Below are 21148 nucleotides of genomic sequence, written 5' to 3' on the forward strand. Positions count from 1 at the left end.
AATCCCCGGTCGGCAGGGGTGAATTACCGGCGCGTCAGGACTGTTCGATGACCGGATCAGCCATAGGCCGCAGAACCGCGCCGGGGTTCATGATGCCGCGCGGGTCCAGCGCCGCCTTGATTGCCCGCATGGCAGCCAGTTTCGCCGGCTCACCGTAGCGTTCCAGATCCGGCACCTTCAGCCGCCCCAGCCCGTGTTCGGCGCTGAACGAGCCTCCCATCTGGGTGCACATATCATGCACGGTCTGCTGGATTCCCGCCTGCCGGTCGCGGTAGTCCGACCGGTCGCGGCCTTTGGCGGGGAAGACGTTGTAATGCAGGTTGCCGTCGCCGAGATGCCCGAAGCAGTTGATCCGGATATCACCGAATTCCGCCAAAGCCTCGGGGGCCTTTGCGATGAAACCGGCCACGACGCCCAAGGGCAACGCAATATCGTGCGAGGCAATGGCGCCGATGGTTCGATTGGCAATGGGGATATGCTCGCGCAGGGACCAGAACTCCGCTCGTTGCGCCTCGCTCTGGGCGATGACGCCGTCCAAGGCCAGCCCTTGCTCTAGCGCCTCGCCAAAGATCGCTTCCAGCGTCGCTGCGGGATCGTCGCGGCGGCCCATGCCAAGCTCGACCAGCACAAGCCAGCCCGGCTTGTCGGCAAAGGGCTGGCGGATGTCGGGCAGCGTTTCGGTCAGGAAGTCGAGAGAGGTACGCGAGATTAGTTCATAGGCCGAGACCGTCTCGCCCGCGATATCCCGCGCCAGCGCCAGCAGGGACAGCGCCGCCGCAGGGTTCTGAACCGCGATCATCGCGGTGCCGGTTCGGGCGGGACGCGGTACGAGTTTCAGGCTGGCGGCGGTGATGACGCCCAGCGTGCCCTCGGCGCCCATCAGCAGGTGTTTCAAGTCATAGCCGGTGTTGTCCTTGTAAAGCCGCTTTAGCCCGTGCCAGACCGTGCCTTCGGGCAGCACCGCCTCGAGCCCGAGACAGAGCGCGCGGGCATTTCCGTAGCGCAACACGTTGACCCCGCCGGCGTTGGTGGACAGGCAGCCGCCGATCCGGGCGGAGCCCTCGGCGGCCAGCGACAGCGGGAACAGCCGGTTGGCATCTTCGGCGGCGGCCTGCACATCGGCGAGGATGGCACCGGCCTCGGCGATGAGGATATTTTCCTCCGGATGGACGGCACGGATCCCATTCATACGCTCCAGCGACAGGATCAGCGGCGCTGGCCCCCCGGCCATGATCTGCCCGCCGACAAGGCCCGTTCCGCCGCCGTAGGGCACGATGCCGACATGTGCCGCATGGCAGGCGCGGACGATGGTCGACACCTCATCGACACTGCGCGGCAGGGCAACGCAGCCCGCCTGCCCCTGCCAACGGCCGCGGGGTTCCTCAAGATAGCGCGGCTCGGGCCGGCGCAGGGTGTCGTCGGGCAGATCGGCGGCAAGCGCTTCGGCAAAGCCGGCGTCGGCGGGGCAAAGGTCGGGCATGGCGGTCTCCTGCCTGCCTGACTAACCGCTCGGCGGTCGATTGGCTACTCGTCGCGCAGCCACGACGGGCGCAGCATGATCACCGTGGGTCGCGGCGGCAGCGTGGCGAGGCTGACCTCGATCGACGAAGTGCCGGGGCGCTGAATGTCGAACTCGTCGGCCATGCCGGCGGCGAACTGCTCCAGCCCGTAGTCAGAGAACCAGTGCATCGGGATCACGACAGAGCTTTTCAGCCGTTTCAGCGTCTTGATCATCGTCGGCAGCGGCAGAGTCATCCCGCCATCGACCGGCGCCATGACCACGTCAAGCCGGCCCAGCGCCGCATATTGCTGATCGTCGGGTTCGTGGTGCAGGTGGCCGAGGTGGCCGATGCAGAGGCCCTCGACCTCGAAGACGAAGATCGAGTTTCCCTTCGGCTCCACCCCGCCGCCCGAGCGAATGTCGGTCGGGACATTGCGGATCACCATTTCGCCAAGGTCCACGTAATGCTCGATCCCCTCGCCGAAGGTGTCGCCCCAGCCCTGCAACGGATGAGCAATGGCCGGGTCAGGCGCCGGCGTCCAATGGCTGGTATGGGCATGGTTCATGGTGACCACGTCGGGGATCATCCGCGTCGTGCCGATGAAACCGGTGAAATCGGTAACCGCATTGATTCCGCCCCGGGTGCGGATCAGGAAGGCGGCGTGCTGAATATAATGGATGCGGACCGAATAGTCTGGCACGGGGTCCGACCAAGCCGCCTTGTGAAGGTAATGCAGTCCGGGGGCGGCATCCGCGATGGCGATGCAATGGCTGGGGCGACGGTCCTGGGCATGCAGGACAGATGCGAAAAAGCTTGCGGCGGCAATGGCGACGAGACAGCGGAACATGTGGCCTCCTGTGATTGCTGCCGAGTTTAGCGCTGAGCGCCCGGAAACCCGAAATCAATATTCGGACATGCTGCCACTGCGTAGCGGAGGCGGAGGCAGAACAGTAGCTAGATGACGTATGGTAATGCAGAGTGATGCATTGCCAACGAATCCACAGAAGTCATGAGGTATCTTCATGAAGAAGTATATTATCGAACGCGACCTGCCCGGTGTGGGTGGCATGAATGGCGAGGAACTGTGCATCGCGTCACGGAAATCCAACGATGCGCTACGCGAACTGGCTCCGCGCGTGCAATGGCAGCACTCCTACGTGACCGGCGACAAAACCTTCTGCGTCTATCTGGCCGAGGACGAAAAGGCGGTTAAGGATCACGCGGAACTCAGCGGATTTCCAGCCACCAAGATCACCGAGGTGCGCACGATCATAGATCCGACGACGGCCGGCTGACGCCCGCCGCGTTGCGATCAAGGCGCCTTTGCAAGGCCTCACAACCCCGCGTCGGATTTTCCGCGTCGGTCCATCCTGAGCGCCGCATACAATACATGCGTCCGCCAACGCCCGTTGATCTGCAAATAGCTCTGCGCGACGCCCTCGTACTTGAAGCCTGCGCTTTCCAGAAGCCCACGCGAGGCCGTGTTCTCGGGCAGGCAGGCGGCCTCAATGCGGCTCAGGTCCATTTTCTGAAAGGCGTGGTGCACCACTGCGAGGATCGCTTCGCGCATATAGCCATAGCGGGCGTGCGGCTTGCCGATCCAATAGCCCAGGGTGCCGGACTGCGCCGGGCCGCGACGGATGTTGTCCAGCGTGATCGCGCCCAACAGCACCTCGTCGTCGCGGCGGATCAGGAACAGCGGCAGCGCCGATCCGTTCGACACAGCACGCTGCGCCCAGTAGACGCGGTTGGTGAAACTCTTGCGGGTCAGGTGATCGCCGGCCCAGGTCGGCTCCCACCGCGAAAGGAAATCCTGGCTGGTGGCGCGCAGGCCCGACCAGTCGCGGTAATCCGAATGAAGCGGCGCGCGCAGGAAAAGACGGTCCGTCTCCAGCCGTATCCGACGCCGCGCGAGCAGCATCAGGCAGCGCGCCGGGCGTTCAGCCCCGCGAGATCCGGCGCGGCATCGACCGGCCCGTAAAGCGCCATGGCCGAAGGGGCCTGCGCCGCGAGGTGTCCGGCAAAGTCGCGCACGCCCGGCACGCTGACCGCGTCGATCCTGGCGATGGTCTCGGACAGCTCCGGTACACGGCCCCAGATCTGGATCATCCGAGCCAGTCGTTCGGCACGGCTCGACGGGCTTTCCAGCCCCATCAGCAATCCGGCCTTCATCTGTGCGCGGGCACGGGCGACCTCGGCCTCGGACATGTCGTCGGCGGCACGCTTCATCTCGTCGATGGTGAGGCCGACCAGTTCGGACAACTGCTCACCGCTCGTGCCGGCGTAGATCGTCGTCATACCGGTATCGGCATAGGCACCAGCCTGCGCGAAGATGGTGTAGCACAGCCCGCGATGTTCGCGGATTTCCTGAAACAGGCGCGAGGACATGCCGCCGCCCAGCGCCACCGAATAGACCTGCGCGGTATAGATCGCATCGTCGCGGTAGCCGGGGCTTTCAAATGCCAGCGCGAAATGCGCCTGCTCCAGCGTCTTGACGTTGCGGCTTTCGCCACCGCCGAAACGTGCCGGGCTGTCGGGACTGTTGCGGCGCGGGGTCATGTGCCCGAACAATGTCTCGGCCTGCCGCACAAGGTTTGCGTGATCGACCGCACCGGCCGCCGCAAGGATCATCTGGTCCGGCCCGTAGTGCTGTTCGAGAAACCCCGACAGGTCGTCGCGTCCGAAGGCCTGCACCCGTTCGGGCGGGCCAAGGATGGTGCGGCCCAGCGCCTGCCCCGGATAGGCTTTCTCCTGCAACCAGTCGAAGATCACGTCGTCGGGGGTGTCGTGGGCCTGCCCGATCTCCTGCAAGATCACGCCGCGTTCGATTTCGATCTCCTTGGGGTCGAACACCGGGTTCAGCAGGATGTCTGCCACCACGTCCACCGCCAGCGGCACGTCGTTCTTCAGCACGCGGGCATAATAGGCCGTCACCTCGCGCGAGGTATAGGCGTTGATATAGCCGCCGACGTCCTCGATCTCCTCGGCGATCTGCAAGGCCGACCGGGTCTTCGTTCCCTTGAACGCCATGTGTTCGAGGAAATGCGCGATGCCGTTCTGCTCTTCGCGCTCGGCGCGGCCACCGGCGCAGACCCAGATGCCGACGGCGGCGGATTCCATCCCCGGCATATGTTCGGTCACGACGCGGAAGCCGTTGGAAAGCGTGTGGAGTTCTACCGTCAAGTGGCGATCTTCTTTCGTATCAGGGTTTCGAGGGCGGCAAGGTCGTTGTCGACCCGCGTCACCCGTTCGGGACGCTCATACAGGTCCGCCATGCGTTGTGGAAGCCCCGGCCGCAGGCCTGCGGCCTTTTCGACCGCGTCAGGGAACTTCGCGGGGTGCGCGGTGGCCAGCGTGATCATCGGGGTCTGCGGGTCGCGGCAATCCTCGGCCACCTTCACGCCGATGGCGGAATGCGGACAAAGCAGTTCGCCCATGGTCTTTCGGGCATGGGCGATTGTCGCGAAGGTTTCCTCCTCGCTGGCGCGGCCGCTATCGAAGTGCTCACGCAGGCGCTGAAGCGCGCCCTGGCTGACGTTGAAACCGCCCTGGCCCAGCTCGTCCATCAACTGGCCGATGGCATTGCCGTCACGGTCATAGGCGTCAAAAAGCGCGCGCTCGAAATTCGACGAGACCTCGATATCCATCGACGGGCTGATCGAGGCATGCACTTCGCCCTTGCGGTACGCACCGGAGGTCAGGCAGCGATGCAGGATGTCGTTCTGGTTGGTCGCCACCACCAGCCGGTCGATCGGCAGGCCCATGCGTTTGGCGATGTAGCCCGCGAAAACGTCGCCGAAGTTGCCGGTGGGCACGGTGAAGCTGACCTTGCGCTGCGGCGCGCCGAGGCTCACGGCGGAGGAGAAGTAATACACCACCTGCGCCAGCACCCGCGCCCAGTTGATGCTGTTGACCCCCGCCAGCCGCACCTCGTCGCGGAAGTCGAAGTGGTTGAACATGTCCTTCAGCCGGGCCTGGCAATCGTCGAAGTTGCCGTCGACGGCAAGCGCGTGGACATTGGCCTCTGACGGCGTGGTCATCTGGCGGCGCTGCACCTCGCTGACGCGGCCATGCGGGAACAGGATGAAGACATCGACGGCGTCAAGCCCGCGGAACGCCTCGATCGCCGCCGACCCGGTATCGCCCGAGGTCGCGCCGACGATGGTCACCCGCTCGCCGCGCCGTTTCAGGGCTTCCTCGAACAACTGGCCGATAAGCTGCATGGCGAAGTCCTTGAAGGCCAGCGTCGGCCCGTGAAACAGCTCAAGCAGGAAGTGATTGGGCGCAAGTTGCACCAGCGGCGCGCGGGCGCCGTGGCCAAAGCCAGCATAGGCGCGCGCGATGATGTTCTGGAACTGCGCGTCGGTGAAGCTGTCGCCGACGAAGGGGCGCATGACGCGGAACGCGGTTTCCTCGTAGCTGAGACCAGCCAGCGCGGCAATGTCGCCCGCGCTCATCTGCGGGATTTCGGCAGGAACGTAGAGTCCCCCGTCGCGCGCCAGCCCGCTCAGCATCGCCTCTTCGAAGGTCAGTTCGGGCGCTTTGCCCCGCGTCGAGATGTATTTCATCAGGCGTCCTTTCGGGTGGCGCGGTAGATATAGAAGACGGTCATGCCCAGCCAAAGCGCGGCCAGCGAAAACCACGTGATGGCGTATTTCAGGTGATCGTTGGGAATTGCCTCGGTGCCAATGGGCATCGGCTCGATATCGGTAAACCCGGGCATCTCGCGCGCGACGATCAGCACCGGCTCGGTGCCCAGTTCCGCTGCCATCGCCGGCAGGTCGCGCCCGAACCAGATATTGCCCGCAATGTCAGGTTCCGGCGTCGAGGGCGTCATGTCGTCCGGCCAATGCAGGTTGCCGAGGACCGTCACCGGGGCCGCGACGGGAATGGATTCGGCGGGATAGTCCTTGGCGAAACCGCGGTCGAGCAGGACCTTGCGGACCTGGCCGTCCTCGGTGACGCCGAAGGCAGATACGATGCGATAGCCCGCGCCAAGCCCCTTGCGACTGACCAGCACCCGCAGCGACGGCCCCAGAAATCCAGCCGCCTCGACCGGCGCATACTTGTGCAGCGCAACGTCCGGGTGCTCCGGCAGCGGGATCGGATCGGCGGCGATGCGGGTCTCGATTGCGTCGAGGATGCCTTCCTTCCACGCCAATCGCTCCACCTGCCAGACGCCCAGCCAGACCAGCACGGCAGCGCCGGCCAGTCCCACGATCAGGGCGAAGAGGATGCGTTTCATGACGCCTCGTTGGCAGTCGTCGGGGCTGCGCCCGGGGCCTCCGCGCGCGTCACGGGTTTTGTCGGTTTCGGCCATGGGATGCAACCTGAAAGCACCAAGGCGGCGTTGGTTCGGTGCCCTGCCGGCAGCAATTTCGGCACAGCAGCGGCACGGATCGCCTTGCACCGGCGTCCGCCCCGCCTATCATGCGCCCGACACCACTTCGGGACGGCCCGCGCATGACCTACCTCGGCATCGACCTCGGAACCTCCGGCCTGCGCGCGCTGCTGACCGATGAGAACGGCACGCCCCTGGCCTCGACAGAGCGCCATTACGAGGCCCGTCATCCCCGGCCCGGCTGGTCCGAACAGGACCCCGCAGACTGGATCGCCGCGCTCGACAGTGCCGTCGAAGAGCTCCGCCAAACCCCGGCCTTCGCTCGACTGCAGGGCATTGGCGTCGCCGGGCACATGCACGGTGCCTGCGTGCTCGGTGCCGACGACACCGTCCTACGGCCCTGCATCCTGTGGAACGACACCCGCGCCAGCGCCGAGGCCGCCAATCTGGACACCGACGAGAACCGCGCCCTTTCGGGCAATATCGTCTTTCCCGGCTTCACCGCGCCGAAACTGGTCTGGATGCAGCGCCACGAGCCCGAGATGTTCGCGAGGATCGCCAAAGTCCTGCTGCCGGCGGCCTACCTCAACCTCTACCTGACAGGCGATCACGTCGCCGACCTGTCCGACAGCGCCGGCACCGCTTGGCTCGACACCGGCAGGCGCGACTGGTCCGACAGGCTCCTTGCGGCCTCCTACATGAGCCGCGCGCAGATGCCCCGCCTCGTCGAAGGCTGCGCCCCGGCCGGGCAACTCCGCCCCGACCTTGCGCGCAAATGGGGCCTCACGCGTTCTGTCACCATAGCAGGAGGAGCCGGTGACAATGCCGCCGCCGCCTGCGGCATCGGCGCGCTCGAAGAGGGACAAGGCTTCGTCTCGCTGGGCACCTCCGGCGTGTTGCTGACCGCCCGCGACGGTTATGCCCCCGCACCGGAAACCGCGGTCCATACCTTCTGCCACGCGGTTCCCGGCCGATGGTATCAGATGGGCGTCATGCTCTCGGCCACCGACAGCCTGAACTGGCTTGCCCGGATCACCGGCGCGCGCCCCGCCGAGCTCACTGAAAATCTGGGCGCTCTTCAGCCTCCCGGCCAGCCCTGCTTCCTGCCCTACCTCTCCGGCGAACGCACTCCGCACAACGATACTGAAATCCGGGGCGCTTTCACCGGCCTATCCACCGCAACGACCCGCGATGACCTGACCCGCGCGATCCTCACTGGCGTGGCCTTCGGCCTGCGCGACTCGTACGAGGCCCTCAAGCGCACCGGGGCAAGCCTTCCTCACCTCACCGCCATTGGCGGCGGCACCCGCTCCGCGTACTGGCTCCGGCTCATTGCAACGGTGCTGGGCATTCCCCTTCACCTGCCCGTCTCCGGCGAATTCGGGGCCGCCCTCGGCGCCGCCCGCCTCGCGCGATCCGCCACCGGCGAACCGTGGCAGGAGATCATGACCCCACCCCGGATCGCCCGCACCATAGACCCGGACACAACCCTGACCGCGCCCTTCGCCGAGGCATACCAGACCTTCACCGCCGCCTACCCCGCAATCCGAAACGCCCAATTGAACGCCGGATAGCCGCTCAACCCTGCTTCCATGACGCCAAGGACTGTCGGTGGCCCTCGGGCGTCTCGCCCGGTACGCCGGTTGACGAACGCCCACTTTTCATCCCTGCGTTTCCCCCCTAAACCGAGCCTCATGGACATCCGCGCAATCCTGATGGGACTGGCCTTTGCCGCCATGTGGTCCTCCGCCTTCACCTCGGCGCGGATCATCGTCGCCTATGCGCCACCGATGGGCTCGCTCGCCCTGCGCTTCTTGCTGTCGGGCGTGATCGGCATCGCCATAGCCCTTGCGATGGGCCAGAGCTTCCGCCTCACCCGCGCCCAGTGGAAGGCGACGCTGATCTTCGGACTTTGCCAGAACGCCGTCTACCTCGGACTGAACTTCGTCGCCATGCAGACCGTCGAAGCCTCGCTGGCCTCGATCATCGCATCGTCCATGCCGCTGATGGTGGCGTTGGCGGGTTGGCTCTTCTTCCGCGACCGGCTTCCGCCGCTGGCCACTGCCGGGCTCGTCGCTGGCGTTGGGGGTGTCACGTTGATCATGGGCGCGCGCCTCGGGGCCGGGGTCGATCTCTACGGCGTCACCCTTTGCGTCATTGGCGCCATCGCCCTGACGATCGCGACCCTCTCGGTCCGGGGCGCCTCGTCCGGCGGCAACGTGATGATGGTTGTCGGCCTGCAAATGCTGGTCGGCGCCACGATCCTTGCCGTGGCCTCCGCCGCCCTTGAGTATCCCTTCGAGGTCCAACTGACCCGGCCGCTGATCCTCGCTTTCCTCTACACCACTTTCGTGCCCGGCCTGCTGGCAACCTTCGTCTGGTTCACGCTGGTCAACCGGATCGGAGCGGTCAAGGCCGCCACCTTCCACTTCCTCAATCCGTTCTTCGGGGTCGCCGTCGCCGCGGTGCTGCTGGACGAACACCTCGGGCTTTTCGACATGATCGGCGTCGCCATCATCGGCGCCGGGATCCTCGCTGTCCAGCTGTCCCGGCAACGCGCTCCCAAGATCGCCCGCACGGTCGCCTGACCCCGTGAGGCCGGTGCGCCCGCACAGATCTTCACCCACTTGTCAGGTGACATTTCAACGCGCAGACGCAACTAATCCCCCATGGAGCTCTTGTTTGCATATGGTGCCGGGCTGTTGACCCTGATCAATCCCTGCGTCCTGCCGGTGCTGCCGATCGTGCTCGCCTCGGCGCTGCAATCAGGTCGCGCCGGGCCACTCTGGCTGGCCGCGGGAATGAGCCTGTCCTTCGTCACCCTCGGCGTCTCCGTCACCGCCTTCGGCCACCTCGTCGGGCTGACCTCGGACGACATCGCACAGGCCGGCGCCGCGCTGATGATCCTGTTCGGCGCCATCCTCCTCGTCCCGCGCTTCTCTGCGGCGTTTTCCACCGCGACCGCCGGTCTCGCCGCTCGCGCCGACGCGCCGATGGACCGGATTGACCAAACCACCGCGCACGGTCAGTTCGTCGGTGGACTGTTGCTCGGCGCCGTCTGGAGCCCCTGTGTCGGCCCGACCCTCGGCGGCGCCATCTCGCTGGCGTCGCAGGGCGAAAACCTCGGCCAGGCCGCCGCGATCATGACTTTTTTTGCGGCCGGCGTCTCTACCCTGATCGTCGGGCTGGCCTATGTCACCCGCAACACGACGGCCCTGCGCCGTCTCGCCAACGTGTCAAGGCCGATCCTCGGCGCTGTCTTCATCGTGGTCGGAACCATGCTGCTGTTCCGGCTGCACCATTACATCGAGGCCTGGGCGCTGGACGTCATGCCCGTCTGGCTCATCGACCTTTCCGTCACGCTCTGAACAAAGGACCTGTCATGCTGAGACGCGATTTCATCCTCCTTGCCGGCGCCACCACGCTTGCTGGCCTTCCGGGTATCGCCAGCGCCGAAGCGCTGGAATACCGTCCGGGGCTGCTGCAACAACGGCTCGACCGCGGCGACACCGTATTTCTCGATTTCACCGCACCCTGGTGCAGCACCTGCCGCCGGCAGGGCGACATCATTGCGAAGCTGAAACAGGACAACCCCGCCTACGAGGCCAACATAACCTTCATCGACGTTGACTGGGACACCTACGGCAAGTCGCAGATGGCCAAGCGCATGCGCATTCCGCGCCGCTCGACCCTGGTCGTGTTGAAGGGCGACAAAGAGCTTGGCCGCATCGTCGCCGAGACCCGCGAAGACAAGATCCGCGCGCTGATGAACACCGCGCTGAACGCCTCTTCCTCGACCTGATCGCCCGCGGGGCCTGCCCAGAACGGCGGGCCCCGCGCGCCTCCTGCACCGGCCGGCCGCGCCTTTTACGGCCTCGGTTCGGTCCACCCCGCAATTCTTTCAAAATGTCGGCAAGTTTCCCGCGCGCGTTCACCTGCGGCTAGGCGGCAGGCCGTAGCCTGTGCCGGTCGCAGCGACACGGGGGGCGAATGGCATACGCGATCCTCACACAGAACACGACGCTCAACGCCACCAACCGGGAATTGCACCAGGATCCTGCGGGCAGTCACAGCTTCACGGTCGCTCCGGCCTGGGAAGAGGTCCTGCGCATCATCGACAATGACGCCACGTTCGAGGATCTTGCCGTCGACGCAGATCAGGTCGTGGCGCCGCAATCGACGATCTTCACGGATGGCGCCCCGATCTCGCCCCGCTTCCAGTTCGACGTCACACCCGACAACGGCGACCCGCCCTTTACCGTCTACCTCGTGTTCGAAAATGCCGAACCCGTCGAAAACGACCTGCCGCTGAACGGCCTCAACTATGCAATCGTCTCCGAAACGCCCCTGATCCCCGGTGTCACCTACACGATCTCGAACCATCAGGAAGGCGCCAGTGTCGCCTACAGCGCCTTTTCCGATCTCGTGGTCTGCTTCGCGGCCGGCACACGCATCGCCACCAACAGCGGCGACCTCCCGGTCGAAACCCTGAAAATTGGCGACAGGGTCCTGACCCTCGACAACGGATTTCAACCGGTGTGCTGGATCTGCCGAACCGACCATGTCTGGGGCAAGGGGTACGACCGTAACAAGCCGATCCTGTTTCCTGCCGGGTCTCTCGGCGACGGGTTGCCCAAGGCCGATCTCATGGTCTCGCCGCAGCACCGGATGTTGCGTCCCGACGGCACCGGCGGTCCCGGCCTGCTCTGCCCGGCCAAGGGCCTCACCGGCCTGCCCGGCGTGCGCCAGATGCAGGGCCGCCAACACATTGCCTATGTCCACCTGATGCTGCCCCGGCACGAGGTGATCCTCGCCGAGGGCACCCCGACCGAAAGCTTCTATCCCGGTGCCTGGACCTTGCGCGCCCTGCCTTTCGCCCATCGCCGCGCCGTCGCGGAGGTTCTGGCATCCTGGCCCAGAGATCCGAAGACCGGTCACTACCAACGCGCCCGGCCCTTCCAAACCGTGCGCCAGACCGAGCGGTTGTGCCATGCCTTCACGCCGGGTGCGCGCGACATCATTACTGCGGATTGTTGCGACATGACGAAGCTTTGCCGTGCCTGACGTTCGATGGCGGACGAACCGGACACCGTTCTGCGGTGTCCGGGATTGGCGCATACCTTAAGAAAAAGGCCTCCGCGGGTAACCGTCGGAGGCCTTGAGGGAAATTTTGTAAGCGGGAGGGCGCCGGAAATTATCCCGGCAAGGCTTCCTCGGGTTTCTGCGCCCTTGAGGAATTGACGGCGATCCGCTCGGCCGCCGTGGCGGCAGCGTACTGTTCAAGCTTTGCAAGCATGTCGAGATCGCGCGCGCCGCCCTTGTCGGCCGAACCGGCAAGCAGCGCGTAAGCGCGCAGCGCGGTCGAGACCTTGCGGACCCGGTTCACCGGTTTCCACGCCTTTGCCCCGCGTGCCATCTTCTCGGTACGACGGCGTTCGATCTCGGTGTCATCGACGTCGAGGTGAATACCCCGGCCCGGAACGTCCAGCTCGATCACGTCGCCGTCCTCGATCAGGGCGATCATGCCGCCGGAGGCCGCCTCGGGCGAGATATGCCCGATCGACAGGCCCAAGGTGGCCCCGGAAAAGCGGCCGTCGGTGATCAGCGCCGCCTTGTCGCCCAGACCGCGGGCCTTCATCATGCCGGTCGGGGTCAGCATCTCGCGCATCCCCGGCCCGCCGGTCGGGCCTTCGTAGCGGATGACGACCACGTGGCCGGCCTGAACGGTGCCGTCCTGAATGGCGGCCAGCGCATCCTCCATGCTTTCATAGACAAGCGCGGTGCCACGGAACTGCATCAGGTGCGCCGGCACGCCCGCGGATTTCACCACGCAGCTGTCGGGCGCGAGGTTGCCGTAGAGCACGGACAATCCGCCCTCTTCGGAAATGGCGTTCTCCATGTCCTTAATGACGCCATCCTTGCTGGCGAGATCCAGCTCGTCATAGCGGCTGTCCTGCGAAAACGCGCGGATCGAGCGGATGCCGCCCGGGGTCGCGCGGTAAAGCTCGCGCGCCTCTTCATTAGCGGAATCAGTGATGTCCCATTCGGCGGCCATCTCGCCGATGGTCTTGCCGAAGGCGGTGGAGGCATCGCCGTTCAAGAGGCCGTTGCGGTCCAGCTCGGCGAGGATGCGCATCGCGCCGCCAGCACGGTGCAGGTCCTCGACGAAGATTTCCTCGGCCGAGGGCGACAGCTTCGTCAGACCCGGCGTCTCGCGGCTGATGCGGTCGAAATCGTCGATGCTGAAATCGACGCCGCTTTCCTGCGCAACCGCGAGGATGTGCAGGACGGTGTTGGTCGACCCACCCATCGCCATCATCAGCCGGATGGCGTTTTCCAGCCCGGCGCGGTCGCAGATCGAGCGGGGCAGAACGCTGGTGTCGTTCTGGCCGTAGTAGGCCTTGGCCATTTCCACGATGCGGCGGCCTGCCGTTTTCAGCAGCTTCTCGCGGTCCTTGTGGGTCGCGACGATTGAGCCGTTGCCGGGCAGCGCCAGACCGAGCGACTCGGTCAGGCAGTTCATTGAGTTGGCGGTGCCGAGCATGGCGCAGGACCCGCAGGTCGGGCAGGCGCTGTCCTCGACCTCGTCGATTTCGGCCTGCGTGGCGTCCTTGTCCCCGGCGACCATGATCGTGTCGATGGCGTCGATGCGCTTTTCGATGCCGCGATACACGAACCGACCGGACTCCATCGGCCCGCCCGAGACGAAGATCGTCGGGATGTTCAGCCGGTTGGCGGCCATCAGCATGCCCGGAGTGATCTTGTCGCAGTTCGACAGACAGATCAGCGCGTCAATGGCGTGGGCGTTGGCCATGTATTCGATGGCGTCCGCGATCACCTCGCGCGAGGACAGCGAGTACATCATTCCCTCGTGGCCCATGGCGATGCCGTCATCGACGGCGATGGTGTTGAACTCCTTGGGCACCCCGCCGGCGGCACGGATCTCGGTCGCGACAAGGCGGCCCAGCGCTGCCAGGTGCACATGGCCTGACGCCATCTCGGTGAAGGAGTTGGCAATCCCGATGATCGGGCTTCCGAACTCGTCGGCCCGGGTGCCGGTGGCCCTCCACAGGGCGCGGGCACCAGTCTTGATCGGGCCGACAGCGACGACGTCTGACTTGAGTTTCATGCTCGCTCTCCTGCTCAAGCCGCGCTGGCTTGTGGATGAGTGATGGCCGCGCGGATGGACTTACGCTTGGTCTCAAAGGCTTTGGCGTGGCGTTCGCGGACGTGCCCGTAGGGCAATCGGTTCAATAGGCGTTTCGTCCCGCAGGGCGGCAAACAGTTCACTGGCCAATGTCTGGGTAAGTTCGGTCGTCATGCACCTCCAAGCTGGCAACCTTGTGGCGCATGAAAGTGAGTCGCGGTTGATCCTGAGCAACAGTCGTTGTGCAAAGGATCAAAAGCGGCTTTGAGGATGGTGTCTCATCCGCGCAGCTCGGACATCAGTAGTTTTGCTGCCGCCGCGAACTCGGCGTCACGCCCGACCGTCTGGCAAAGGCGCGGGTGAAGACCGCCGTTTCGGCATAGCCGAGGATCGCCGCGATCTCGGAGATCGGCGATCGGCGATGCCGTATCCCTGAGATAGCGACAGCCAAGTTCGTAGCGGACATCGTCGAGAAGGGCCTGATAGGTCGTCCCCTATCCCTTCAGTCGACGTTGCAGGACGTGGCGCTTGAGGTTCATGATCTCGGCCACCGCGTCGATCTTGATGTTGCCGCTTTCCATATTCTCCTGGATGATCTTTCTGACCTGCGCAACGAAGCTCGATGAAAGTCCGTCATCTATCGAACTCACATAGCGTTCCAGAACGTCGTAAAGCCCCTCGTCGGCCTGCCGGAGCGGCACCTTGAGATCGGATGCGGGGAATTCCATGCCATTGATCGGCTGGTTGAAATAGATCGGGCAGCGGAACACCGCAGTGAACGGTTTCAGATCGGGCGGTTCGGAATGGTCGAAATAGATCGCGGAAGGCGACCAGCTCTCACTGAGAGAAGACCGGATGAAGTTCACCGTGAGCCCGAGTGCAAGCTCGTTCTGCTGCACGGCCGGTTCTTCGCCCAATCCCAACAGGACATGGGTCCAAAGGGCAGTTGGACCGCTGACCTCGAACTGCGTGGCAGAGCCCGTGTCATGAACCCTGAGAAACCGGATGATGTTTTCGATCGCCTTTTCCAGGTTCGGGGCATGACGCGCGAGGTACCCAACCGCACCCATCTTGTCGAATGCCTGCCGTTGCGACAGTTGTAGCCCGAAATCCCGCATGCCGGTTTTGGCTGCCGCCAGGTTCAGGGCCCGCCGGTATGTCCGGACGTCGATCATCTGATCCCTGGTGTCCAGCATCGCGCTGGAAAGGCCGGCGGCCTCCAGTATCGGCATTGGATCGACGTTCAAGGAGTACAGCATCAGGCGAAACCCTTGCATGCTGCCAGCACGGATCATGGTATCGACTGGTTCAATCATGGTCCCATCGAGTGCCGGTGTATCGCCCAGACGGTTTTCGGATAAGCCGGGATACTCCAAAAGCGCGGGTTGATAAGGCTAGGGGCCAGGCGGTGAAGGGAAAGTGATGACCCTCGGCAAGGCGGACCACCTTGATTGTCCGGCAAGCCGATGAAGCAGCCGCTCGGGCTTTGACGCTGGCCGCACAGGCCATCCAGGCTGGTCGAATTCAACCCAAGGCCGGCCGCGCGCAAGCGTTTTAAGGACCGAAGCTCGTACGCTTTCCATCACTCGAGCAAATTAAGATATAGACCGGTCAAATCGCCCCGACAGGCACCACTCAAATCATCACGCGCCGCAGCGTCGCATGTGAAGGGCCACTGCCGGAACCTCCTGGGACTTACCAGTGATGCGCGTCGCGACGACGTCCTGAATGTCAAAAAGTCCAGCCGAGGCCCACGACAGAACTGCGACAAGGTCGGAGGTGGATTCCTGGGCTGCCGACGACGTTCTGTAAAGGATACAGACCTGGCCTGTCGGCTTGAGTTGCCGGGCAACCCCCGCGAAGTAATCTGGCAGGATCGGTTCGGGAATGCAGTGAAGACAGCCCCGGTCTAGAACCTTGTCGAAAAGCCCGAGACGACCGCTGCTGTTACAGATATCGAAGACTCGAAGCGTCGGAGCGACAGCCTGATCGCGGAATGCCCGTTGTCCTCGCCGTATTGCGGAATGCGATGCGTCGATCCCGGTGGCCACGAAACCGCGGTGGGCCAGTGCGCCGGCTATGCGCCCGTCGCCGCAACCGACGTCAAGCACCGCCTCGCCGGGCTGCAGCCAGCCTTTGTCGAGCATCGCCTCAACTTCTGGTGGCAGAGCCTCGTCCAACCAGAACGCCTTCATCCGGGGCTGCGCCCACCGCGAATCCCAGTCGACCCTCGCCTGACGCAAAAGAGCCTGCTTTTCGTGCTGGTGCATACCGGGCCCGTGCTACAGAAATCGTGATAGATACTCGGTATTTCATCTGCCACATTTCTCGGACTATTAACAGTACCGGAAAACATCATGCATTCCCGTGAACTCTTAATCTTCATCGGACACGGCAAGACCGGCACGACCTATGCCCAAGCGCTACTGGCGCACAATGCCAACCGCCTCGGCGCTGCGGGTCTTCACTACCCCTGCCCGAGCTTTCATGAGCTTCAGGGCGAAAAGAGACCTGTGAAGATACCAACAGGCAACCACGAGGTCCTGATGAAGGGCGGCGACAGGCCGCTCGCGCCGGACTTGCCAAAGATCGTGTTGCACTCCGAACATTTCTTCGAACCTCTGTCCAATTCGGACAGTCCGATGTTTCGGAAACTTCAGGAATTTTGTTCGGTGAACGCCATCACCCGGGTGCGCGTTGTGATGATGATCCGCGACCCGATCGCCTTTTACATTTCAGCGGTTTCTCAGGGCATCGGTCGGCCAAACGAAAAAATGAAACCATGCCGCAATGGCACTCCCAAGGGTAGGCTCGGCGGCGTCAGATACTATCTCGAAAACCCTCTGGACCTTCCGGGTTACAGCCTTGAAACCTACAACTACAGCCGCCACGCGACCGGCATCAAACCGCTTCTCGCCAACATTCTTGGCGTCAGCGAGGACCTGTTGGAAAACCCCGTCGATTTCATGAGCAACCGTTCACTGCGTGCACCGGAGTATATTTTCATCAAATCCGTTAGTCCGAAAGGGAGCCGCGCGAGCACTAAGATGAAGCTCGCGCTCAAGTCCTCGGTTCCTTCGCCTAAGGCTGGCTACCGCGTGCCATCGCTTGAATTTCAACGCAAGTTCATTGAAAAAAATACTGCCGACATAGAAGCGATCAACGCCCTGTTGCCGGCCTCCGAACATCTGCAGATCGAATTCCGCGACCCGCAAGAGGGCGCTGGCCCGTTTCTGATTGAAGAAGAATGGCTGGCCGCGACCGGGCACGCAGTTGGGCGTCTGCTCGAAAACCAAACTCGGCAGCTTGCCTTGGCGCATATGCAAATCGCGCTCTTGACCGCAAGCCGCGCAATCCTGACCGGAGACACTGACGAAGCGGCCCGTCATTTGCCTATCGCCGAACAATACCTGGCGGAACTGCGCTCCCTTGAACTGGATGCGACGCGGACAGAACACATGGCCCGAAGCTTGCAAGAGTTGCAAACCCAGCTTCAGGCCAGGCGCAACCATCATAAGCCGAGCCAGTTGGAAGGTTGACTTTCCATCGCATACTCTGCCACCTTTGAACATTGAAAACATTGAACATAAATTGCGATCATACTATCAAAGCGCAGGCAGGCGCATCTGCCGAGGGGGTCAAGCAACATGAACATGCTCGCTGCTCCCAGCAGCGCTCCGACGGCGATTTGCGGAACCTGGTACAGCGATGGCTGGATTACGCCCTTCGTCGTACTGCAGTGGTCACGACTGGAAACCGCGGTCACGCATCTGCGCCTGGAGATCTACCGCCCCGCCACTCGCGATGCCGACGGGGTCACGCAAGAGGTGGCGGTTCGCGCCGGAAGGCAACACCTTGCCAGCCACGTCTTTGCCGTGCCCGAGATCAGTTTTCACGCGCTGGAGGTGGCGCTGCCTGCAGACCGGCAAACCAGCGATTTCAACCTCTCGATTCGCTGCTCGCGGTCGCTGCGCGCCCCGGACCCGGACGACCGTCGCCTTGGCGTGGTGCTCGTTTCGGTGCAAGGCTTCAGCCATGACTGACGTCTATCCCGATCTCGCGGCCCTGGAGCGCCGTCTGGGTCTGCCCGAGGACGAGCGCCTCGAAACCGTCGACCGGGTGGAAATCGACGGGGCGCTGCTGCGCGGGCTGCTGAGCATGACGCTCTCGCAGATGCCGTTAAACGAGCGCGAATACATGCAGGCCTACCAGCACGAGGCCGAGCTGGACTGGGGCCAAGCGCAGACCGTTACCGAGCATTTCTCGGAGACGGGCTATTTCGCGGGAATGCGCGCCATGCCACGCAATTTCGACGAGCTCTGGTATCTCGACACCTATCCCGAAGCGCGGCGGGCGGTCGCTCAGGGCCGTTACCAATCGGCACTGGATCATTATCGTGGCGAGGGTCAGAGGCAAGGCCGTGCGCCCAACCGCGCCGCAATGGAGACGCTCGCCCGATGGCGGCGGCTTCTGAGCCTCACGCCACCGCCCCCTCCCCCGATCGTCTTGGCGAAGCCGGAGGAAGCTTCGACGACTGGCTCGTGATGACACAGAACACAGACCGCGACCTGAAGCCCCTATTCGATCTGCTCTTAGTCGTGCTGAACCGAAACCTGATCTGTCAGGATACGGCACGGCGGGTCACGGGTGCGGAGATCTTCCTGCCGGAAGAACTGATTGACCTCTACCCCCTTGTCCCAGCGACAGCGCGGCCGGCGTTATTCCCGCTGATCGATACGGCGCACTATGCCCGGCTCTACAAGATCGACGATCCCGTCGCGCAATTGCTGGATTTTGCCTTTGCTGGCCCGCTGTCTCGGCCATGGCCGCACCCGCTGATCGATTTCGCATATGTTTTGCGGATGCGGCCAGATCTGAGGCCGGATATGGCCACGGCCTGGCAGGCTCTGGACGTGATCTCGACTTTGGATGTCTCGCTGAGCCCGTGGCTGTCCCCCGGGATAGATGAGGCACTCGGCCAATTGCGCGCGGAAACGCTGGATCACGAGGTTTCCGAGTGGATTGATCCCGCGCATCTGTCGGATCAGACCGAGACCGCCGACCTGTCACCGTGGCAGGCGATCCTCGATTTTGCCTCGCTAGGCGATGGGCGCGGGCGCTCACCCTCGCCGAGGTTCCACCCCGATACTTGGGCCGCGCGTCGGCGGCAGTCGGGGCATTCGCCCAATCGGCCGTTTTTCGATTTCTTGACCGAAGGGCGGATCAACGGCTTTCCGCAGGTTGCGCCAGGGCCTTTCGGCCTGCCTGCACTCAACGACATGGTCGTCGTCGGCTCGTCGGCGAGCGCCAAGACCGCACGTAGCGAAGCGCAAGAAGAGGGCCGAACCGACGGCGGCCTCGCCACCATTCCGCGCGGTCCGCGACAGACGACTCTGGCGGTTTGCCTGCATGCCTTCTACCCCGACGTCGCCCGCCGCCTTCTCGAACTGCTGGCCGCCTCGGATTGGCCAATGAAGCTCTACGTCACCACGATATCGGCGCGGGAAGAAGAGATCGTGGCGGAACTGGCGCGGTCCGGCTTGGAACACGAAATTCAGGTGGTCGAAAATCGTGGACGAGACATCGCGCCCTTTCTCGCCCAACTGCCGAGGCTCACCGAAGAGGGCCACGATTACGTTCTGAAACTCCATACCAAGAAATCGCCACACCGGACGGATGGCAACGATTGGGCGGATGCCCTGTTTCGGCCTTTGACCGACCCGGCCAACATGCGGTTCGCGACCGACATGCTGCAGAGCCATAAGGACATCGGCTTTGCCGGTCCCGCTGGCCATGTGCTACCGTTGACCCCCTACATCCTGCGCAATGGCACCCATGTCAGCGCCCTGGTCCGGCGCTTGAATCTCGATATCGGGTTTTGTCGCCAGCAGGGGCACTTTATCGCCGGCTCCATGTTCTATGCCCGGCTGTCTGCGCTGCAACCGCTCGCCGATCTGGACATTCAGACCGAAGATTTCGAGGAGGAGGCCGGGCAACTCGATGGCACGCTCGCCCATGCCATCGAAAGGGTCATGGCCTTGGCGGGATGGACCTGCGGCCAGCAACTGATGATACTCGACGCGGCCGAGGACACTGGCGACGCCTCCAAAAAGTTTTACTGAAGCTCACGCAGCCTGTTGAGCACGCGACACACTTCCAGCCAGCTGCCCTGAGTCAGGTCATCACGGTGCAGGAAGCCGTCGTAGGCAGGCATCCTGAATGGCTCGACCAGGGTGTCGGGGCCAAGCCGCGCGCGCAGCGCTTCGCGCCATTCCGCGAGGATCGGAGCGTAGCGCGCCAGTTCAATCCGCGTGAAACAGGTGGTGCCGGGCAGCTGGCCGAAGTGCGCCTCGAGGGCCTCCTGCGCATAGCCGATCAATCTGTCGTCCACGGACATCGGATGGTCGGCGATGCAGCGCGCCATGTAGGTCGGGAGCGGCAGCCCGGTCCGGTTCTGCCACGCCTCACCGCTCGCGGGCAGGTCAGCACCGCGGACAGGTCTGCCGGTGGCGGCGAGAATGAAATCGAGCACCCCGTCGGGCGTCTGTGCCAGCGGCTCGTAGGAGGCGCAGATCAGATCGGCGCCGGGGAAGCGTTGCCCGATCATGTCCAGCAACTCCGCTCCGAAACCCACGGCGCGGCCCGGCGAGACCGCATAGGCGAAGAACCCGGCGCAGCTTGCGGCGGACGGTGTGCTCGATTTCATGAGAAACAGCGATTGGAGAAGCGCGATCGGCTGCCGCAGGATCAACACGACCGTGACCCGGTCGAACCTTTTCAGCAAAGGGCCGAGCCCGTCGCCCTCGGGTCCGTGGTGGGACAGATCGGCACTGAAGACTTCGCTGCTCAGCAAGACAACGTCATCGGAGTCCGCATGCCGGTCGGCCACCGCCTGCCAGAGGGCGTGATAATCGCGTTCCCCGGACAGGGCCTCCGAAGGCCCCGTGCCGCGGCCGGCCATCGCGTGATGCGCGTCGGTGCCGGTGGTGTCCGGATAGACAATCCCATGCCGGGCCAGAACCGCGCGGTTGGCCGCAAGACGATGTTGCGCTGATGTGGTGCCTGTCTTATGCTGCCCCGCGTGTATGACAAGATGGGACATGGCCTGTCTCCGAACATAGGTTTCTTTTGTATCTCAAAACATTGCAGTCAAATTCA

General features: G+C 63.9%; 21 protein-coding genes. 10 read left to right on the forward strand and 11 right to left on the reverse strand.

Translation table 11 applies throughout. From position 1 onward, the window contains the following. Positions 1–34 precede the first annotated feature (34 nt). Both AC04PT_RS12115 and AC04PT_RS12120 read right to left on the reverse strand, forming a co-directional pair. Positions 35–1480: an FAD-binding oxidoreductase gene (locus AC04PT_RS12115; RefSeq protein WP_482873942.1), complete on the reverse strand. Its 1446-nt coding sequence runs from the start codon at positions 1478–1480 to the stop codon at positions 35–37. A 44-nt stretch (positions 1481–1524) separates the two neighbouring features. Continuing rightward, positions 1525–2349, reverse strand: a complete 825-nt coding sequence (locus AC04PT_RS12120) for an MBL fold metallo-hydrolase (protein ID WP_482873943.1) — start codon at positions 2347–2349, stop codon at positions 1525–1527. A 175-nt stretch (positions 2350–2524) separates the two neighbouring features. Between AC04PT_RS12120 and AC04PT_RS12125 the strand changes: the two genes are divergently transcribed. Continuing rightward, positions 2525–2797 carry a DUF4242 domain-containing protein gene (locus AC04PT_RS12125; protein ID WP_482873944.1) on the forward strand — a complete coding sequence of 91 codons (273 nt, stop codon included), beginning with the start codon at positions 2525–2527 and terminating at the stop codon, positions 2795–2797. 38 nt (positions 2798–2835) lie between these two features. Here AC04PT_RS12125 and AC04PT_RS12130 read toward each other — a convergent pair whose 3' ends face one another. The 4 genes from AC04PT_RS12130 to AC04PT_RS12145 are packed head-to-tail and all read right to left on the reverse strand — an operon-like array spanning position 2836 to position 6747. Beyond that, positions 2836–3423: a GNAT family N-acetyltransferase gene (locus AC04PT_RS12130; protein WP_482873945.1), complete on the reverse strand. Its 588-nt coding sequence runs from the start codon at positions 3421–3423 to the stop codon at positions 2836–2838. Then, positions 3423–4685 carry a M16 family metallopeptidase gene (locus AC04PT_RS12135; protein WP_482873946.1) on the reverse strand — a complete coding sequence of 421 codons (1263 nt, stop codon included), beginning with the start codon at positions 4683–4685 and terminating at the stop codon, positions 3423–3425. Before AC04PT_RS12135 ends, AC04PT_RS12130 begins: the two co-directional genes overlap by 1 nt. Beyond that, a complete protein-coding gene (gene thrC / locus AC04PT_RS12140) occupies positions 4682–6070 on the reverse strand; it encodes a threonine synthase (protein WP_482873947.1) in 1389 nt (462 codons plus the stop codon). The genes AC04PT_RS12135 and thrC overlap by 4 nt, the downstream gene beginning before the upstream one ends. Then, on the reverse strand, positions 6070–6747 hold the full coding sequence (locus AC04PT_RS12145; RefSeq protein ID WP_482873948.1) for an SURF1 family protein: 678 nt from the start codon (positions 6745–6747) through the stop codon (positions 6070–6072). The genes thrC and AC04PT_RS12145 overlap by 1 nt, the downstream gene beginning before the upstream one ends. A gap of 218 nt (positions 6748–6965) precedes the next feature. On the opposite strand from AC04PT_RS12145, the gene xylB reads away from it, so the two are divergent. The 5 genes from xylB to AC04PT_RS12170 all read left to right on the forward strand — a co-directional run bounded on the left by xylB (position 6966) and on the right by AC04PT_RS12170 (position 11907). Further along, positions 6966–8417, forward strand: coding sequence for a xylulokinase (xylB, locus tag AC04PT_RS12150; RefSeq protein WP_482873986.1), 1452 nt, complete (start codon positions 6966–6968; stop codon positions 8415–8417). A gap of 120 nt (positions 8418–8537) precedes the next feature. Next, positions 8538–9431: a DMT family transporter gene (locus AC04PT_RS12155; RefSeq protein WP_482873949.1), complete on the forward strand. Its 894-nt coding sequence runs from the start codon at positions 8538–8540 to the stop codon at positions 9429–9431. Between the two features lie 81 nt (positions 9432–9512). Continuing rightward, a complete protein-coding gene (locus AC04PT_RS12160; protein WP_482873950.1) occupies positions 9513–10211 on the forward strand; it encodes a cytochrome c biogenesis CcdA family protein in 699 nt (232 codons plus the stop codon). A 14-nt stretch (positions 10212–10225) separates the two neighbouring features. After that, positions 10226–10645 (forward strand): thioredoxin family protein, encoded by a 420-nt coding sequence (locus AC04PT_RS12165; RefSeq protein ID WP_482873951.1) that lies wholly within the window; start codon positions 10226–10228, stop codon positions 10643–10645. A gap of 188 nt (positions 10646–10833) precedes the next feature. Continuing rightward, positions 10834–11907 carry a Hint domain-containing protein gene (locus AC04PT_RS12170; RefSeq protein WP_482873952.1) on the forward strand — a complete coding sequence of 358 codons (1074 nt, stop codon included), beginning with the start codon at positions 10834–10836 and terminating at the stop codon, positions 11905–11907. 130 nt (positions 11908–12037) lie between these two features. Here AC04PT_RS12170 and ilvD read toward each other — a convergent pair whose 3' ends face one another. The 4 genes from ilvD to AC04PT_RS12190 all read right to left on the reverse strand — a co-directional run bounded on the left by ilvD (position 12038) and on the right by AC04PT_RS12190 (position 16260). Next, the gene (ilvD, locus tag AC04PT_RS12175) at positions 12038–13972 is read right to left on the reverse strand and encodes a dihydroxy-acid dehydratase (RefSeq protein ID WP_482873953.1); all 1935 of its coding nucleotides are present in this window, start codon (positions 13970–13972) and stop codon (positions 12038–12040) included. Between the two features lie 316 nt (positions 13973–14288). After that, positions 14289–14441: a helix-turn-helix transcriptional regulator gene (locus tag AC04PT_RS12180; protein WP_482873954.1), complete on the reverse strand. Its 153-nt coding sequence runs from the start codon at positions 14439–14441 to the stop codon at positions 14289–14291. 43 nt (positions 14442–14484) lie between these two features. Then, positions 14485–15285 (reverse strand): AraC family transcriptional regulator, encoded by an 801-nt coding sequence (locus tag AC04PT_RS12185; RefSeq protein WP_482873955.1) that lies wholly within the window; start codon positions 15283–15285, stop codon positions 14485–14487. 348 nt (positions 15286–15633) lie between these two features. Then, positions 15634–16260, reverse strand: coding sequence for an SAM-dependent methyltransferase (locus tag AC04PT_RS12190; RefSeq protein ID WP_482873956.1), 627 nt, complete (start codon positions 16258–16260; stop codon positions 15634–15636). Between the two features lie 87 nt (positions 16261–16347). Between AC04PT_RS12190 and AC04PT_RS12195 the strand changes: the two genes are divergently transcribed. The 4 genes from AC04PT_RS12195 (at position 16348) to AC04PT_RS12210 (ending at position 20112) form a co-directional block, all read left to right on the forward strand. Continuing rightward, entirely contained in the window at positions 16348–17529 is a 1182-nt protein-coding gene (locus AC04PT_RS12195; RefSeq protein WP_482873957.1) for a hypothetical protein, read from the forward strand. 108 nt (positions 17530–17637) lie between these two features. After that, the gene (locus AC04PT_RS12200) at positions 17638–18033 is read left to right on the forward strand and encodes a hypothetical protein (RefSeq protein ID WP_482873958.1); all 396 of its coding nucleotides are present in this window, start codon (positions 17638–17640) and stop codon (positions 18031–18033) included. Then, positions 18026–18535 carry a hypothetical protein gene (locus AC04PT_RS12205; RefSeq protein ID WP_482873959.1) on the forward strand — a complete coding sequence of 170 codons (510 nt, stop codon included), beginning with the start codon at positions 18026–18028 and terminating at the stop codon, positions 18533–18535. The genes AC04PT_RS12200 and AC04PT_RS12205 overlap by 8 nt, the downstream gene beginning before the upstream one ends. Beyond that, a complete protein-coding gene (locus AC04PT_RS12210) occupies positions 18448–20112 on the forward strand; it encodes a rhamnan synthesis F family protein (protein ID WP_482873960.1) in 1665 nt (554 codons plus the stop codon). Before AC04PT_RS12205 ends, AC04PT_RS12210 begins: the two co-directional genes overlap by 88 nt. Here the strand turns inward: AC04PT_RS12210 and AC04PT_RS12215 are convergent. Further along, a complete protein-coding gene (locus AC04PT_RS12215; RefSeq protein ID WP_482873961.1) occupies positions 20106–21092 on the reverse strand; it encodes a hypothetical protein in 987 nt (328 codons plus the stop codon). The genes AC04PT_RS12210 and AC04PT_RS12215 overlap by 7 nt on opposite strands. Between the last annotated feature and the right edge of the window lie 56 nt (positions 21093–21148).

Source organism: Litorisediminivivens sp. KMU-197 (genome assembly GCF_056858395.1).